The organism is Halosimplex rubrum (assembly GCF_013415885.1).
GTDB classification, from domain to species: Archaea; Halobacteriota; Halobacteria; order Halobacteriales; family Haloarculaceae; genus Halosimplex; species Halosimplex rubrum.
Genome location: NZ_CP058910.1, coordinates 4,153,823 through 4,168,590, shown reverse-complemented (window position 1 = coordinate 4,168,590; position 14,768 = coordinate 4,153,823). Strand labels below are relative to the sequence as shown.

Here is a 14,768-nt window from a genome sequence, read left to right as displayed (position 1 = left end):
CTCTCGGCACCGCCCGCGCGGATAGTGGCCGCTCAGGCGACTACCGGCGCGAGCACGCCTCGCCCGTTCAGTCCACCAGGGACCGCACGGCACCGCAACGGTAACTGCCCCGCACAGCACCGCAGGCAGCCACGAGCCTCCCCAGCCGATTCGCTCGCCTTCGGCTCTCTCATCCCTCGCGCGGCTATTTCGAGCGGCCCGCCAAAAGGCGGGCACGCTCGACAGCACGCGCCGACCGCACTGCAACCACAACACTCTGCACTGACCGCCGACTCACTCCACGGCGACGCCGATGTCCATCTCGTAGCGCACCAGTGACTCGCCGTCGTCGCTCAGTACGAACGTCCCGCGGAAGGTTTCGCCGGCGACGAGATGCGGGAGCCACACCCGGTCGTCGATCCACATCTCGTCGTAGGGTACCGCCTCCGTGGGGTACCACTCCGGGACGGCCTCCTCGGTCGTCTCGGGCTCGCTCTCGACGCCGTCGCGGCGAAGACGTGGACGTGCATCGAGTCGTCGACGACGGGATGGCAGAGCGTCGCCTCGGTCGGCTCCATACTGGGGGAGCGTCCCGCCGGCTCGGCTTCGATCCATCGCCGCGCGACACCACTCGTCGAACCGCCCGACGCCCGCTTCACTTCCGTCGAGCCCAGGGCGGTTCCGCGGGACGCCGACCAGTTTTCGGCCCGACGGTCGGGAAAACATACCGTCTGCTGGCGGTTGCGTTCCACTTTCGCCCCGACTGGCAAACGGTTAAGTGGCGCGGGGAGCGTGGTGAAAGTAATGACGGAGGACCCCGAGGAGGGGATGCTGTCGTGGGACGAGTCGGTGTTCCGCGACGAACACGTCTTCGAGATCGACTACCTGCCGGAGACGTTTCTCCACCGCGACACGCAGATGGAGACGCTGAAGTACGCGCTCCGCCCTGCCGTCCGGGGCTCGCGACCGCTCAACGTCGTCGCGCGCGGGCCGCCGGGGACGGGCAAGACCACGGCGGTCCAGAAGCTGTTCGGCGAACTGCGCGCCCAGACCGACGTGAAGACGGTGCGGGTCAACTGCCAGGTCAACTCCACCCGGTACTCGGTGTTCTCGCGGCTCTTCGAAGGGGTGTTCGACTACGAGCCGCCCTCCTCGGGCATCTCGTTCAAGAAGCTGTTCTCCCAGATCACCGACCAGCTGGTCGACGACGACCGCGTGCTGGCGGTCGCGCTCGACGACGTGAACTACCTCTTCTACGAGGACGAGGCCTCCGACACCCTCTACTCGCTCCTGCGCGCGCACGAGGAGCAGGGCGGCGCGAAGATCGGCGTCGTCTGCATCTCCTCGGACCTGGATCTCGACGTGATCGACGCGCTGGACACGCGCGTCCAGAGCGTCTTCCGTCCGGAGGACGTGTACTTCCCGAAGTACGACCAGACGGAGATCGTCGACATCCTCGAAGAGCGGGTCGACCGGGGGTTCCACGAGGGCGTGATGGACGCGCCGGTCCTCGACCGGGTCGCCGAGTGTACCGAGGAACAGGGCGGGGACCTGCGCGTCGGCATCGACCTGATGCGCCGTGCGGGGCTCAACGCCGAGATGCGCGCGAGCAAGGCCATCGAGATGCAGGACGTCGAGAAGGCCTACGACAAGTCCAAGTACGTCCACCTCTCGCGGCGCCTGCAGGAACTCTCGGAGGCCGAGAGCGCCCTGCTGGAGGTGATCGCCGAGCACGACGGCAAGCGCGCCGGCGACATCTACGACGTGTTCAACGACGAGACCGGGCTGGGCTACACCCGCTACTCCGAGGTGACGAACAAGCTCGACCAGCTGGGGATCATCACCGCCAGCTACGCCGACGTGGAGGGACGGGGCCGCTCGCGGGAACTGACGCTGAACTACGACGCCGACGCGGTGCTGGAGCGGCTCTGAGGGACGTCCGACACTCGTTCACAGGGCCTGCAAACGCTTTTTTCACGCGCGAGCGCTCGGTTCGATATGCACTCCGATGCCCGTGGAACTGCCAGGCGCCACTGGGCCGACATCATCGGTTGCCGCCCCGAGTCGGTCTTCGACTCGGCGACGACGGTGACGGAATGGGGCCAGAACGGCGTCGAAATTCTCTGTTGGGAGAGCGGCGGGGCCGTCGGCGCACCGCCCGCATTTCTCGAGGCGCTCCGGGAGCACGCCGACCACGTCCCGTTCGATATCGACCGCAAAGGGGCACGGGCGCTGGTCGAACCCGTGGCGGCAGTCGACGACGTGCTCGGTCCCCAGTTCGTCGAGTACTGCGACGAAACCACCTTCGATCCCGTCGAACGCGGGGTCCGGCGGATCGAGCCCCGTCGACTCGACTGGCTCCGCGACCCCTGTCCGGTCGAGGAGTGGGTGCGTTCGGGACTCGCTGTCGATGCCGACGTACCGACGTTCGCAGTGCTTCGAGCCGACCGACCGGTCGCGGCGGTCCAGTACGGCGTCGTCGACGGTGTGGCGAAACTCGCGGTCGCTTCGCACCCGGCACACCGCGGCGAGGGGCACGCCAAGGCGGCGGTCTCTGCGGCGACCGCCCACGCGCTCGACCGCGGGCATCTCGTGGAGTATCGGACGGTCGAACGGTGGACGGCCTCTGTGGCGCTGGCCGGGGGACTCGGGTTCGAACGGGTCGCACGGAGCCTGCTGGTCGAATTGAAATAGTCCGGTGCTGACGGGCGAAGGTTTATCGCCGAAACCGAGCAACGTCTGCGTATGGCAAGCGCGACCGACGACCCCGACGGCGACGGTCCCGACGGCGTCGAGTTCGTCCGGGAGGACGACGGGACAGTCACCGCACGGGACCTAGAGACGGGGCTCGCACGCGGTGGCGACAGCCGCGCGGAGGCGCTCGCACAGCTCGCGGAGGTACTCGAACTCCACGAGGGCGGCGGCGAGTCCATCGAAAACCCCGACGAGTTCCTTCGAGACGAACTCGATGTCGATCCGGACGAGCGCGACGCCGACGGACCGCTCCCCGAGTTTCTTCGTTGACTGCTGATGGTGCGGACGACGTTCTCGGGACGGGAGATCATCGCTGTCCTGACCGACTTCGGGTACGAACCTGTCTCCCGATCCGGGAGTCACGTTCGACTCCGGTACGAGAACGCCGACACCGGAGAGGTCAGAAACGTAGACGTTCCGATGCACACGGAAGTTCGGATCGGAACACTACACTCGATCGCCGACCAGTGCGGCGCCGAAGCGTTCGAGGCGTGGTGCCGCTGGATCGACGACCACGCGTAGGTTACAGTGCCACCAGTGGCACGACACGACGGGCACGTCGACGGCCGCCAGCTACGCCGACGTGGAGGGGCGGGGCCGCTCGCGGGAGCTACCCCTCAACTACGACGCCGAAGCCGTCCTCGACCGGCTGTAGCGGACCGACGGTTCCCGCACCGGCCGCCCCCGCGACGTTCTCCGAACGGCGGTACCGACCGAGGCGTCGGTTCGGCGATCCGCGGGAACGAGCCGGTGTCCGTCGCCGTCCCAGCGCCCCGTCAGCAGTTGTTTCCCTGACCGAAATATATAAACGTGCCTTTCACGAACTATGGATTAGACAAGTCTAATTTTTGGATTTGGTGCTAAGTCATGTCACACGATACAGACGACCAACAGGCAGTGACGCGACGGGACGCGCTCCGCGCCGGCGGCGCGGCGATGCTGGCGGGTGTGGCCGGTTGCACGGCGCTCCCGAGCGCGCCGGTCGAGGCCGGGAGCGACGGCGACGGCGGGAGCGAGCCGGTCGCCGTGGCGTCCTTTTTCAGCTTCTTCGACTTCGGCCGACGGATCGCCGAGGGGACCCCGCTGACGGTGGAGAACCTCGTCCCGACGGGGTTGCACGGCCACGGGTGGGAGCCCAACGCCAGCATCACCCGGCGCATCATCGAGGCGGACGCGTTCGTCCACGTCGGCGAGGAGTTCCAGCCCTGGGCCGACCGAGCTATCCGGACCATCGAGGGCGACGGCGTGGACACGGCGCTGATCAACGTCCGGGAGGGGATCGAACTGGTGGACCTCGCCGCGTCGCTGGACCGCGACGAGGAGGGCGTCGGCGCCCAGCGCGGGAAGGACCCGCACTTCTGGCTGGATCCGCGGCGCGCGAAGCGGTCCGTCGACAACATCGCCGACGGGTTCGCGGAGATCGTCCCAGAACACGCCGACGCCCTCCGCGAGAACGCCGAGACGTACAAGTCCGACGTGCTCGACCGTATCGACGCGGACTACGAGGCCATCTTCGACCGGTCCGGCCGCGACGTCGTCCAGCTGGCCGCGCACAACGCCTTCCAGTACCTCGGGGTGCGCTACGGCGTGCGGATGCGACCGCTGGTGACCAGCCTCGCGGCGAGCGGCGACGTCAAGCCCGCCGACATCCGCGAGGCCGAGCGAGTCATCCGCGAGAACGATATCAAGTATATCGCCAACGGCGTCTTCGAGTCCCAGCGCCCCGCCCAGCAGCTCGTCCGCGAGACGGACGTGGAGGCGTACTTCCCCGTGACGCCGTACGCCGGCGTCCACGAGGAGTGGGTCGCACGGAACTGGGGCTACGAGGAGATCGCGTACAACGTCAACATGCCGACGCTCGACATCGTCCTCGGCAACGAGACGCCCGAGAACGCGGCGCCGTCGGCCGAGTGGCTCGAACAGTGGCGGAACTTCGAACCGAGATGAACTCGCAGAATATCGACTCCGGAACCGCGGAGAGAGCGGACGAGCGGACGACCACAGCGGCGGACGCGGAGGCCACGGCGAGCGAGCCGGTCGTCGATCTCGCGGGCGTCACCTTCGGCTACACGGCGACGCCGGTGGTCGAGGACGTGTCGCTGGCCGTCGACCCGGGCGAGTACGTCGCGGTCGTGGGCCCGAACGGTTCGGGGAAGTCGACCCTGATGCAGCTGATGCTCGGGCTGCTCGAACCCGACGCGGGACGGGCCCGCCTGTTCGGCGAGCGCGCCGACCGCTTCGACGACGGCGAGCGGGTCGGCTACGTCTCCCAGCACGCCAGCGCCGCGAAGGAGATGCCCATCACCGTCCGCGAGGTGGTGAAGATGGGTCGGTTCCCCCACGTCGGGTTCGGGCGGCTATCGAGCGAGGACTGGGCCGTTGTCGACGAGGCGCTGGCGACCGTCGGGATGACGGCGTTCGCCGACCGGCGCGTCACGCAGCTGTCGGGCGGACAGCGCCAGCGCGCGTTCATCGCGCGGGCGCTGGCGGGCGAGGCCGACCTGCTCGTCTTAGACGAGCCGACCGTCGGCGTCGACGCCGAGTCGGTCGACGCCTTCTACGACCTGCTGGCGGCGCTGAACGCCGAGGGGATCACCGTCCTGCTCATCGAGCACGACCTCGGGGCGGTCGTCGAACACGCCGACCGCGTCGTCTGTCTCAACCGCGAGGTGTACTTCGACGGGCCGACCGACGAGTTCGTCGACAGCGACGCGCTGGCCCGTGCGTTCGGGCCCGGGGCGCGGTCGCTGGCGGGGGTCGACGGATGAGCGCGGGAGCGGCGGCCGCGCTCGCGGCGACCGTCCTCGCCGCCGTGGACCCGTCGCTGGTGACCCCGTCGGTCGTGGACCCGTCGCTCGCGCTCCCCCTGCAGGGCGGGCTGGGCGCCGTCGGCGACCTCGTCTTCGGCGTCCTCCTGTGGGTCTTAGAGCAGTGGTACTGGCTGATGGACTGGGCGTACTACCTCACGGGCCTGGAGATGCTGAACCCGCGCTTCCGGTTCATGCAGCGGGCGATACTCGTCGGGCTCTGCGTCGGCGTGATGGCGCCGCTCATCGGGACCTTCCTCGTCCACCGACAGCTCGCGCTCATCGGTGACGCGCTGGCCCACACCGGGTTCGCCGGCGTCGCCGTCGGGCTGTTCCTCAACGCCGTCATCGACCTGGGGGTGTCGCCGTACCTCACCGCGGTCATCGTGGCGATGATCGCCGCGCTCTGTATCGAACTCATCTCCGAGACCACCGACGCCTACAACGACGTGTCGATGGCGATCGTCCTCTCGACGGGGTTCGCGCTGGGAACGACCCTCATCAGCCTCAACGCGGGCGGGCTCGCCGTCGGCGTCGACCAGTTCCTCTTCGGGAACCTCTCGACGGTGTCGCCACAGAGCGCGGCCATCCTCCTGGTGCTGTTCGCCGTCATCGTCGGGACGGTGGCCGTCACGCGCAACCAGCTGCTGTACGTCACCTTCGACGAGACCGCGGCCGAGGTCTCGGGGATCCCCGTCAACTGGTACAACCGCGTGATGGTGATGCTGACGGCGATGGTCGTCGTCGGCGCGATGCAGATCATGGGCGTCATCCTCGTCGCGGCGATGCTCGTGGTCCCGGTCGCCGGTGCGACCCAGGTGTCCCGGAGCTTCTCCGAGTCGCTCGTGGTCTCGGTCGTCCTCGCGGAACTGGCGGTGTTGCTGGGCATCGCCGCCGCCTACTACGGCGGGGTCACGGCCGGCGGGGTCATCGTCCTCTTCGCCGTGGGGATCTACGTCTGTGCCGTCGCGGTCGGCAAGATCCAGTCCGCCCGCGGCGAGCGGACCACGCCAGACACGGGGAGTATCGAGGCCGACGGCGCCGATATCGGGCTCGCGGCCGAGGACGACTGACCGGCGCGGCCGCCGGTGGCGACTCCCGCGACACTCGGCGGCGATGCGAGGGGAACCGCGGCGTCAGGCGGGCTCCGACGACTCGGGCACCGGCACGACCACGACCGGCACGGCCACGTCACCGAGCAGCGCGCGAACCGTCGAGCCGAGCGCGGAACCGGCGGCCGGGCCGTCACCGTCGCCGCTCGCCGCTGGGTCACCCCGGCGCGGCCCGAGCAGGAGCGCGTCGGCGTCTCGCTCGGCGAGGACGGTTCGGATCTCGTCGGCGGGGTCGCCCGTCCGTTCCAGCACGTCGACGGTCGCGGGCAGCAACCGCGACCGGGCGACGTTGGCGGCGTCGCCGGCGTCGCGGGCGTCGAGGTCGGGCTCCGAAGCCGTGAGCACGACGACCTCGTCGTCGGCGCCGAGTCGGTCGGCGAGGTAGTCGGCGGCCGCGGCGGTCGTGTGGACCGACGCGGTCGCGAGGAGATAGCGGGTCACACCGGACGAGTGGCGCCGCGGCTACTCGAAGGCGACGAACTGCGTCCGGCAGTCGACGCAGACGAGCGCCCGCAGCGGGTGGCCCTCGGCGTCGGTGCGCGGCGGGCCGCAGCAGCCGCCGGCCTTGCGGGCTTCGAGGTCGGTCCCGCAGACCGGGCAGTCGTCGAGGTAGACGGAGAGGCCGTGGGCGGCGACCGCCCGGCGGTCCGCGTCGAGGTCGGCGGTTTCCGCCAGCGCGAGCGCGGCGGCCGTCTCGGCGACCGCGACGGGTCGGCGTAGCCACACCTCCCCCGCGGGCTCGCTCGACCCGTCCGAGAGCACGACGAACGTTCGCTCGCCCTCGGTCACCGCCTCGGCGCTCGTCGCGGTCGGCGCCACGGCGAGCGTCGCGGCCGCGAGGTCGTCGGGCGGGAGCGCGCGGAGCCGTTCGACCGCCGTCCGCCGGTGTTCGTCGAAGTCGGCCGCGAGTCGCGCGTCGCCACCGGTCGCGTCGACGACGCCCGCCTCGACCAGGTCGGCGAGCATCGCCTCGCCGTCGGCCGTCGTCGCCTCCGCGAGCGTCGCCGGCGTCGGGTCGTCGGTTCCCGGTTCCTCCCCGCCGGACACCGAGTCCGCGGGCGCGGCTCGGACACCGTTCGACCGGTCGGCTCTCCGGAGTCGTCGCATGGCTCGCGGTTCGGCGGTCGCCCGTTTGAGCGTATCGTCGGTTCGGTCGCCTAGGCGTGGATTACGGCCCGTAGGCGGTCGCTACGGCGACGGGAGGTCCCAGGTGTCGGTCGTCACGCCGTCGACGCCGCGGTCGGCCAGCCCCCGGACCGTCGCCGACCGACTCTCCCGGTCGCCGGCCGCCGCGTCCAGTCCCCAGGCGTAGACGCCGAACCCGGCGTCGTGGGCTCGCTCGACGAGGGCGCGACCGCCGGGGTCGAGACACAGCCCCGCGGGCGGGTGGACGTTCGCGCAGTCCAGCGCGGCCGCGAGGTCAAGGTTCGCGATCGGGTGGTCGCCGAACAGCAGGCCCGTCTCCGGGTCCCACTCCGAGCGGGCGATCTCGGCCAGCGCCGGCGCCGAGAACGACGAGAGGCGAACGGGCGGCCGGTCCGTCCGGTCCAGCGTCGCCTGCACGTCCCGCCAGAGGCCGGGCTCTTTGAGTTCGACGTGGAGCGTCGTTTCGACGGGGGCGGCGTCGAGAATCTCGGCGAACGTGGCGACGGGCTCGTCGGAGCCGTCGACGCGCAGGCCCCGCAAGGCCGCCAGGTCGAGGTCGGCGACGCGGCCGGTCCCGTCGGTGAAGCCGTCGACGCGCTCGTCGTGGGCGGCGACGAGTTCGCCCGAGCCGCAGCGCCGGAGGTCGACCTCGACGGCGGGGAGGTGGCGCGCGGCCGACGCGACCGCCCGGGCGGTGTTCTCCGGACCGTGGTCGGGGCAACCCCGGTGACCGACGAGTTCCATGCGGTATGTCGGGCACCCGTCATCAAATCGGCGGCGACCGTTTCGACAGCGGGGCCGGCGGTAACCCGCGGTTATCCCGAGCGTGTCAGCGGATGGCGGACTATACCTTAGTCTGGCAGCATCGATCGTGAGAGATATGTCCCAGAACTCATCGTCGGGAGCGGAGAGTGGGCCCGGAGCGTCGAGTTCGCGGCGGCGGTTCGTCAAGGCCGTCGGCGTGGCCGGCGCGGTCGGGCTCGCCGGCTGCCAGGACGGCGCGGGGCCCGGAGCAGGTAACGGAACGGACGGGACCGGAGACGGGACGGGCGGCGACGGCGGTGGCGGCGGTGGCGGCGGGACCGTCGAGATGGCGATGCCGTCGAACGTCACCGACCGGGCCGAGGACACCCGCCAGGCGCTGTACGACGCCGGCCTCTCGGAGGACATCGAGGTGACCTTCCTCTCGACCTCGGAGATATCCGGCGACGTGCAGGCCCAGTACCGCAGCTGGCTCAACGCCGGCCGCGAGACGCCGGACGTGTTCCGGATGGACAGCGGGTGGACGATCCCCTTCATCGTCCGCGACCAGCTCGTCAACCTCAGCGAGCGGCTCTCCCAGGAGGCCCAGTCGATGCTCGACGAGCACTACTTCGAGGCGCCCCTGGAGAGCGCCCGCGCGCCCGCCCAGGCGGTCGGCGGCGGCGGGGGCGACACCGACACCGGGACCGGGATGGGAGGCGGCCCGCGTGGCGAGCTGTACGGCGTCCCCTGGCAGGTCGGCTTCCCGACGATCCAGTACCGGCAGGACCTGGTGACCGACGCGGGCTTCGACCCCGAGGGGAACAACTGGGGGACCGAGCCGATGACCTGGCAGCGGTTCTCGGAGGTCATCGCCGAGACCCACGGCAACGCCGACGTGGAGTACGGCTTCAACTGGCAGGGGACCGACTACGTCGGCCTCGCCTGCTGCACGTTCAACGAGTTCATGAGCACCTGGGGCGGCGCCTACTTCGGCGGCCGGGATACCCTCTTTGGCCCCGTCGGCGACCGCCCGGTCACGGTGAACGAGGAGCCCGTCCACCAGGCGCTGCGGATGGTCCGGGCGCTCATCCACGGCTCCGACGACGAGCAGGCGCTGGACGGCTACCGGCAGATCTCGCCCAACGCCGTCCTCGAGTGGACGGAGGGGCCGTCGCTGTCGCCCTTTACGAACGGCAACGCCGTCGCCCTGCGGTACTGGCCCAGCGGCATCTTCGAGGCGGCGACCGCCTTCGAGGAGTCCGGCGACCTCTCGCCGGACGACCTGGGGACGATGCCGATCCCCTACGCGGTCAGCCAGGAGGAGTCCGAATACGAGGGGATCGGCGGCACCGCCTCGGCGCTGGGCGGGTGGCACCTCACCGTCAACCCCAACTCACAGAACGTCGACGCGGCGGTCCAGGTGATCGAGGCGACGATGCAGCAGAGCTTCCGGACGTTCCAGTTCAGCGAACTCGGCTACCTCACCGGCGACCGGCGGCTGTTCGACCCCGAGAACGTCGGCGACGTGGACCCGTGGGGCCCCCACCTGGAGACGCTCCGGGTGGCCGGCGAGAACGCCATCCCGCGGCCGGTGACGGTCGTCTGGCCCGACCAGTCCTCGCAGATCGCCAGTCGCGTCAACGCGGTGATCGCCCAGCAGCAGGCCCCAGAAGAGGCGATGTCCGCGCTCGCGGGGAGCCTCGAAGAACTCGAACAGAGCGTCTAACATGGCGACCAGCGACGAACACGGCCGCGGCCGCCTGCGGTCGGCGGCGGTCGCCCCGGCCAACTGGACCGAGCGTCTCTCCGAACAGGGGTTCGCGTACGTCCTCCTCGTGCCCACGCTGTTGCTCGTCTCGACGATGGCGCTGTGGCCGCTGGTCAGCACCTTCGAGATGTCGCTGCGCGCCGACGCCCTGTTCTCGGCGGAGTACGTCGGCGAGTTCGTCGGCTTCGAGAACTACGTCGAACTGCTGACCGGCGAGCGAAACGCCGTCCTCGGCAGCCCCTTCCTCGACTTCGGCCAGCCGTTCCAGAGCGCGCTCACGGTGACGCTCATCTACGTGGCCATCGCGGTCACCCTGGAGACGGTCATCGGCTTCGGGCAGGCGCTCGTCCTCGACCAGAGCTTCCGCGGGCGCCGGTGGGTCCGCGTCGCGATCCTCATCCCGTGGGCGGTGCCCATCGCCATCCAGGGGCTCATCTTCTGGCTGTTCTTCCAGCCGGGGATCGGCGTCGGCACCGACGTGATGCAGAGCCTGGGCGTGTTCTCGGCGAACCCGCTGATCAACACCACCGACACGCTGATCATCGTCATCGTCGCCGACGTGTGGAAGACCTCGGCGTTCATGGCGCTGCTCATCCTCGCCGGCCTCCAGAGCGTCGACCGCAGCCTCTACGACGTGGCGAAGGTGGCCGGCGCCTCGAGGGTCCAGCAGTTCCGCTACATCACCTTCCCGCTGGTGCTGCCGGCGCTCCTCGTGGCGCTGCTGTTCCGGACCATCCAGTCGATGCGCGTCTACGGTATCATCGAGACGACCGGCGGCTGTTCGACCCTGCCGTCGCTGACCTGCCTGGTCGTCTCTACCTTCCGGTCGGGACGCTACGCCACCTCCGCCGCCGTCGCGTTCATCACCGCCGGCATCGTCGCCCTGGTCGCGCTGGTGTACATCGTCAAGTTCGCCGACCTGGAGGTGGGCGCCTGATGGCCCCCCAGACGGTCGAGGAGAGCGAAAGCGACGACGACGGCCCGATCGCCCAGCGCACCCGGGCGGCCATCCGCAACCCCGGCGACGCCTACCAGTTCCTGTTCTACGTCGTCACGGTTTTCTTCCTCGTGACGACGCTGTTTCCCTTCTACTGGCTGCTCGTGCTGGCGCTGACGCCCGGCGACCGGATGACCGACATCGGCCTGCTGCCCAACGGGTTCAACCCCGCCTCGTTCGTCGAGATGTTCCAGCGGCTGCCGTTCCACGTCTACATGTTCAACAGCATCGTCATCGCGCTGACGACGACGCTCATCGTCCTCCTCGTCGCCAGCTTCGCCGGCTACGCCTTCGGCCGCCTGCAGTTCCGCGGCAAGACCGCCCTGTTGCTCGTGCTGCTGGCCATCTCCTACTTCCCGCCGGCGGCCTTTATCATCCCCCTCTTCCAGTTCTTCACGGGCAACGTCGAGATCCTCACGCTCCCCGCCGTCGGGACGATATCGAGCCCGAACTGGTTCAACACGCCCGGGGCGATGGTGACGCCGTTCAGCGCGCTCTTTCTCCCCCTCTCTATTTTCATCCTCACGACCTTCTACAGCCAGATCCCCGACGGGCTGGAGGACGCGGCCCGCGTCGAGGGCGCCACCCGCATCGGCGCCCTCTTTCGCGTGATCATCCCGCTGTCGGCGCCGGGGGTCGCCACGGCCGGCGTCCTCACCTTCATCGGCGTCTACAACGAGTTTTTCATCTCGTTCCTGATGACCGACGGGCAGGCACAGAACTGGGCGCCCATCGTCTGGGGCGTCGTCAACTACCAGGGCCAGTATCAGGCCTTCTACAACCTGATGGCGGCGGCGAGTATCGTCGGCGTCCTCCCCGTGGTGATCCTCGTCGTGATCGCCCAGGAGCGCATCGTCAGCGGACTCACTGCGGGCGCACTCAAGGAGTAACACAATGGGAGAAGTCAGACTCGAACACGTCACGAAACGCTACGCGGACGTCACGGCGGTCGACGACATGAATCTCGACATCGAGGACGGCGAGTTCGTCACGCTCGTCGGCCCCTCGGGGTGTGGCAAGTCGACCACGCTCGAAACCATCGCCGGCCTCACCATCCCCAGCGAGGGGACGATCACCATCGCCGGCGACGACGTGACGACGAAACCGCCGAAAGACCGCGACATCGCGATGGTCTTTCAAAATATCGCGCTGTTCCCCCACATGGACGTCCACGACAACATGAGCTTCGGGCTCCGGCTGCGCGACTTCGACGGCGACGAGATCGACCGCCGCGTCGAGCGCGCCGCCGAGATCCTCCAGATCGAGGAGCTGCTCGACCGGATGCCCGACGAGCTCTCGGGCGGCCAGCGCCAGCGGGTCGCCATCGGCCGCGCCATCGTCCGCGAACCCGCCGTCTTCCTCATGGACGAGCCGCTGGCCAACCTCGACGCCAAGCTCCGGGTCCACATGCGCACGGAACTCCAGCGCCTCCACAAGGAACTAGACACGACCATCATCTACGTCACCCACGACCAGGCCGAGGCGATGACGATGTCCGACCGCATCGCCGTCATGAACGAGGGCCACCTCCAGCAGATCGCGCCGCCGCTGGTGTGTTACGACGAGCCGGCGAACCTGTTCGTCGCGGGGTTCATCGGCTCGCCCGGCATGAACTTCGTCGAGGGGACCGTCGAGGCCGAGGAGATACGGACCGAGGGGTTCGACGTGGCGTTCGACCCCGCGCAGGTCCCCGAACTCGTCGAGGGCGACGACGTGACCATCGGCGTCCGCCCCGAGGACGTCTACCCCGCCAGCGAGGCCGGCGAACTCGCCAACCCCACCCGGCGCATCCGCGCCCGGACGGACGTGCTCGAACCGATGGGCGACCAGATATTCGTCTACCTCGTCCTGCGCGGCGAGGACGCCGCCGGCGCCGACACCGGTACCAGCGGCGCCGCCAGCGCCCACGGCGCCGACGAACTGCTGATGAGCGTCGAGCCCGACAGCGACCTGGCCGGCGACGAGGACATCGAGGTCGTCCTCGACCGCCGGAAGATCCACGTCTTCGACACGGAGACCGGCGACGCGGTCTGCCACGACATCCTCCGCTCGGAGGCGATGGGCGGCGGCCACCCCGGCGCCCGGGAGGAGACCTGATGGTCTCGACCGCCACCTGGCTGTACTTCGGCATGGGGACCCTGCTGTTTTTTTTTCTGGGTCTACGGCATCTGGGCGTTCGCCCGCGACATGCGCCGGACGTACGTTCCGGGTGTGCGGGAGTGGATCGCCCGTCGCCGGGAGTCGAAGGCCGAGCAGGAGCGCGAACGGGAGCGCGAGGAGAAGGAGAAGCAGCTGTATTGAATTGTCGTCCCGCCGACGGTTCCCCCGACCGCCGGAACCCTTATCACGAATTATCTGCAATTCGTAACCGAGATGGCGAAGTCCCCGACGGGGTCGAGCCACCCGCCGATCCGACACCTCCAGACTGTGGTCGACGTGTTGGAGACGCCCGCACTGGCCCGGATCTACGCTCACATTCTCGATGATGGTCCGGTGACCGTCGCCGACCTCGTCGAGGATCTCGGCGTGCCGCAGGGAACGGCGTACGACTACGTCGAGAAACTGGAGACTGCCGGCCTCGTCGAGAAGGTCCGCGACCAGCGGCCGTGCGAGTACGCCGCCGAGCCAGTCACGCTCACGCTGACGACGGACGGGAACTCCCGAACCATCGCTCCGGCGTTGATCGCGGCCGTCGCGCGTCGCGAGGACGACGGCGACATCGACACCTTCGTCGACCGTCACGGCCTCGACGGCCTCGCTCAGGCGCTCGATTACGCCGCCGAGTACGTCGAGGGCTCGGTCAACGCCCGCATCGCGGCCCGCGAACTCGACGTCTCACCGCTCGAAGCCGAGATCGTCTTGCAGGCGCTCGAACCGGTCGTCGAAACCTACGCCGTCGGAGAATGACGACCGCCTACGTCGCCGATACCGGCGTTTTCGTCCGCTGTGGTGGCCCCGACAACGACAAGTTCCAGCGGCTGCGCGGGGCGGTCTGTCGGGCTGGCGTTACGCTCAGCGTGCCGCGGCGCGTGTACGAAGAACTCGGCGGTGACTCGATCGCCGACGAGTACCCGTCCGGAGATATCCCGTGTTCGACGGGCTTTGAGGAAGGATGGATCGTCGTCGCCGCGGAACTCGACTACGCGAACCCACTCGTCTCGACGGTCATGGACGACGCGCGGCGAGTGATCGCGAACGAAACCGGGCGTGAGGAAGACGGTATCGAAAAGGCGGATACGGCACTGGTCGGCCTCGCCGCCCAGTTACTCGACGGCGGTGACGCAGAGGGTGTCGACCTCCTGACGACGGACAGACCGGCTGGACGGGCGGCCGAGCGGTTACTTCCAGAGCACGGGTTCGAGGGACAGATCGAATACCGGTACGTCAGCGAGTCGTATCTGGAGAGCGTGACAGCGGCGGATTTTCTGTGAGATAGGGGGTTCGTACCGCCCCACGGGCGA

At 69.1% G+C, this 14,768-nt stretch carries 17 protein-coding genes; 13 read left to right on the top strand and 4 right to left on the bottom strand.

The features are described 5' to 3' along the window. Positions 1 to 273 precede the first annotated feature (273 nt). Positions 274 to 594: an NUDIX hydrolase gene (locus tag HZS55_RS20980; protein WP_179909480.1), complete on the bottom strand. Its 321-nt coding sequence runs from the start codon at positions 592 to 594 to the stop codon at positions 274 to 276. Between the two features lie 189 nt (positions 595 to 783). Here HZS55_RS20980 and HZS55_RS20975 point away from each other — a divergent pair, with 189 nt between their 5' ends. The 7 genes from HZS55_RS20975 (at position 784) to HZS55_RS20945 (ending at position 6,613) form a co-directional block, all read left to right on the top strand. Then, a complete protein-coding gene (locus HZS55_RS20975) occupies positions 784 to 1,911 on the top strand; it encodes an ORC1-type DNA replication protein (RefSeq protein ID WP_179909479.1) in 1,128 nt (375 codons plus the stop codon). A 66-nt stretch (positions 1,912 to 1,977) separates the two neighbouring features. Then, positions 1,978 to 2,673: a GNAT family N-acetyltransferase gene (locus tag HZS55_RS20970; protein WP_179909478.1), complete on the top strand. Its 696-nt coding sequence runs from the start codon at positions 1,978 to 1,980 to the stop codon at positions 2,671 to 2,673. A 51-nt stretch (positions 2,674 to 2,724) separates the two neighbouring features. After that, complete coding sequence (locus HZS55_RS20965) at positions 2,725 to 3,003, top strand: type II toxin-antitoxin system HicB family antitoxin (RefSeq protein ID WP_179909477.1); 279 nt, start codon at positions 2,725 to 2,727, stop codon at positions 3,001 to 3,003. A 6-nt stretch (positions 3,004 to 3,009) separates the two neighbouring features. After that, positions 3,010 to 3,255, top strand: coding sequence for a type II toxin-antitoxin system HicA family toxin (locus HZS55_RS20960; RefSeq protein WP_179909476.1), 246 nt, complete (start codon positions 3,010 to 3,012; stop codon positions 3,253 to 3,255). 345 nt (positions 3,256 to 3,600) lie between these two features. Further along, positions 3,601 to 4,680, top strand: a complete 1,080-nt coding sequence (locus HZS55_RS20955; RefSeq protein WP_179909475.1) for a metal ABC transporter substrate-binding protein — start codon at positions 3,601 to 3,603, stop codon at positions 4,678 to 4,680. Then, complete coding sequence (locus HZS55_RS20950) at positions 4,677 to 5,501, top strand: metal ABC transporter ATP-binding protein (RefSeq protein WP_179909474.1); 825 nt, start codon at positions 4,677 to 4,679, stop codon at positions 5,499 to 5,501. The genes HZS55_RS20955 and HZS55_RS20950 overlap by 4 nt, the downstream gene beginning before the upstream one ends. Then, positions 5,498 to 6,613, top strand: a complete 1,116-nt coding sequence (locus HZS55_RS20945) for a metal ABC transporter permease (RefSeq protein WP_179909473.1) — start codon at positions 5,498 to 5,500, stop codon at positions 6,611 to 6,613. Before HZS55_RS20950 ends, HZS55_RS20945 begins: the two co-directional genes overlap by 4 nt. A gap of 63 nt (positions 6,614 to 6,676) precedes the next feature. Here the strand turns inward: HZS55_RS20945 and HZS55_RS20940 are convergent, their stop codons facing one another. From HZS55_RS20940 to HZS55_RS20930, 3 genes are all read right to left on the bottom strand, one after another. Next, positions 6,677 to 7,093, bottom strand: coding sequence for a universal stress protein (locus HZS55_RS20940; protein WP_179909472.1), 417 nt, complete (start codon positions 7,091 to 7,093; stop codon positions 6,677 to 6,679). Between the two features lie 21 nt (positions 7,094 to 7,114). After that, positions 7,115 to 7,759 (bottom strand): hypothetical protein, encoded by a 645-nt coding sequence (locus HZS55_RS20935; RefSeq protein WP_179909471.1) that lies wholly within the window; start codon positions 7,757 to 7,759, stop codon positions 7,115 to 7,117. Between the two features lie 81 nt (positions 7,760 to 7,840). Continuing rightward, positions 7,841 to 8,542: a glycerophosphodiester phosphodiesterase gene (locus tag HZS55_RS20930; RefSeq protein WP_179909470.1), complete on the bottom strand. Its 702-nt coding sequence runs from the start codon at positions 8,540 to 8,542 to the stop codon at positions 7,841 to 7,843. 136 nt (positions 8,543 to 8,678) lie between these two features. Between HZS55_RS20930 and HZS55_RS20925 the strand changes: the two genes are divergently transcribed. From HZS55_RS20925 to HZS55_RS20900, 6 genes are all read left to right on the top strand, one after another. After that, positions 8,679 to 10,268, top strand: coding sequence for an extracellular solute-binding protein (locus tag HZS55_RS20925; protein ID WP_179909469.1), 1,590 nt, complete (start codon positions 8,679 to 8,681; stop codon positions 10,266 to 10,268). Between the two features lies 1 nt (position 10,269). Further along, positions 10,270 to 11,247: a carbohydrate ABC transporter permease gene (locus HZS55_RS20920; protein WP_179909468.1), complete on the top strand. Its 978-nt coding sequence runs from the start codon at positions 10,270 to 10,272 to the stop codon at positions 11,245 to 11,247. After that, positions 11,247 to 12,197: a carbohydrate ABC transporter permease gene (locus HZS55_RS20915; RefSeq protein WP_179909467.1), complete on the top strand. Its 951-nt coding sequence runs from the start codon at positions 11,247 to 11,249 to the stop codon at positions 12,195 to 12,197. Before HZS55_RS20920 ends, HZS55_RS20915 begins: the two co-directional genes overlap by 1 nt. Positions 12,198 to 12,201: 4 nt before the next feature. Then, positions 12,202 to 13,404 (top strand): ABC transporter ATP-binding protein, encoded by a 1,203-nt coding sequence (locus HZS55_RS20910; protein ID WP_179909466.1) that lies wholly within the window; start codon positions 12,202 to 12,204, stop codon positions 13,402 to 13,404. A 276-nt stretch (positions 13,405 to 13,680) separates the two neighbouring features. Then, positions 13,681 to 14,214, top strand: coding sequence for a DUF7437 domain-containing protein (locus HZS55_RS20905; protein ID WP_179909465.1), 534 nt, complete (start codon positions 13,681 to 13,683; stop codon positions 14,212 to 14,214). Next, positions 14,211 to 14,738 (top strand): hypothetical protein, encoded by a 528-nt coding sequence (locus HZS55_RS20900; RefSeq protein WP_179909464.1) that lies wholly within the window; start codon positions 14,211 to 14,213, stop codon positions 14,736 to 14,738. The genes HZS55_RS20905 and HZS55_RS20900 overlap by 4 nt, the downstream gene beginning before the upstream one ends. The last annotated feature ends 30 nt before the right edge of the window (positions 14,739 to 14,768 follow it).

Excerpts from the sequence above, each read along its gene's own strand:
- HZS55_RS20980 (WP_179909480.1), bottom strand. The coding sequence starts at position 594 with ATGGATCGAAGCCGAGCCGGCGGGACGCTCCCCCAGTATGGAGCCGAC.
- HZS55_RS20975 (WP_179909479.1), top strand. The coding sequence starts at position 784 with ATGACGGAGGACCCCGAGGAGGGGATGCTGTCGTGGGACGAGTCGGTG.
- HZS55_RS20970 (WP_179909478.1), top strand. The coding sequence starts at position 1,978 with ATGCACTCCGATGCCCGTGGAACTGCCAGGCGCCACTGGGCCGACATC.
- HZS55_RS20965 (WP_179909477.1), top strand. The coding sequence starts at position 2,725 with ATGGCAAGCGCGACCGACGACCCCGACGGCGACGGTCCCGACGGCGTC.
- HZS55_RS20960 (WP_179909476.1), top strand. The coding sequence starts at position 3,010 with ATGGTGCGGACGACGTTCTCGGGACGGGAGATCATCGCTGTCCTGACC.
- HZS55_RS20955 (WP_179909475.1), top strand. The coding sequence starts at position 3,601 with ATGTCACACGATACAGACGACCAACAGGCAGTGACGCGACGGGACGCG.
- HZS55_RS20950 (WP_179909474.1), top strand. The coding sequence starts at position 4,677 with ATGAACTCGCAGAATATCGACTCCGGAACCGCGGAGAGAGCGGACGAG.
- HZS55_RS20945 (WP_179909473.1), top strand. The coding sequence starts at position 5,498 with ATGAGCGCGGGAGCGGCGGCCGCGCTCGCGGCGACCGTCCTCGCCGCC.
- HZS55_RS20935 (WP_179909471.1), bottom strand. The coding sequence starts at position 7,759 with ATGCGACGACTCCGGAGAGCCGACCGGTCGAACGGTGTCCGAGCCGCG.
- HZS55_RS20930 (WP_179909470.1), bottom strand. The coding sequence starts at position 8,542 with ATGGAACTCGTCGGTCACCGGGGTTGCCCCGACCACGGTCCGGAGAAC.
- HZS55_RS20925 (WP_179909469.1), top strand. The coding sequence starts at position 8,679 with ATGTCCCAGAACTCATCGTCGGGAGCGGAGAGTGGGCCCGGAGCGTCG.
- HZS55_RS20920 (WP_179909468.1), top strand. The coding sequence starts at position 10,270 with ATGGCGACCAGCGACGAACACGGCCGCGGCCGCCTGCGGTCGGCGGCG.
- HZS55_RS20915 (WP_179909467.1), top strand. The coding sequence starts at position 11,247 with ATGGCCCCCCAGACGGTCGAGGAGAGCGAAAGCGACGACGACGGCCCG.
- HZS55_RS20910 (WP_179909466.1), top strand. The coding sequence starts at position 12,202 with ATGGGAGAAGTCAGACTCGAACACGTCACGAAACGCTACGCGGACGTC.
- HZS55_RS20905 (WP_179909465.1), top strand. The coding sequence starts at position 13,681 with ATGGCGAAGTCCCCGACGGGGTCGAGCCACCCGCCGATCCGACACCTC.
- HZS55_RS20900 (WP_179909464.1), top strand. The coding sequence starts at position 14,211 with ATGACGACCGCCTACGTCGCCGATACCGGCGTTTTCGTCCGCTGTGGT.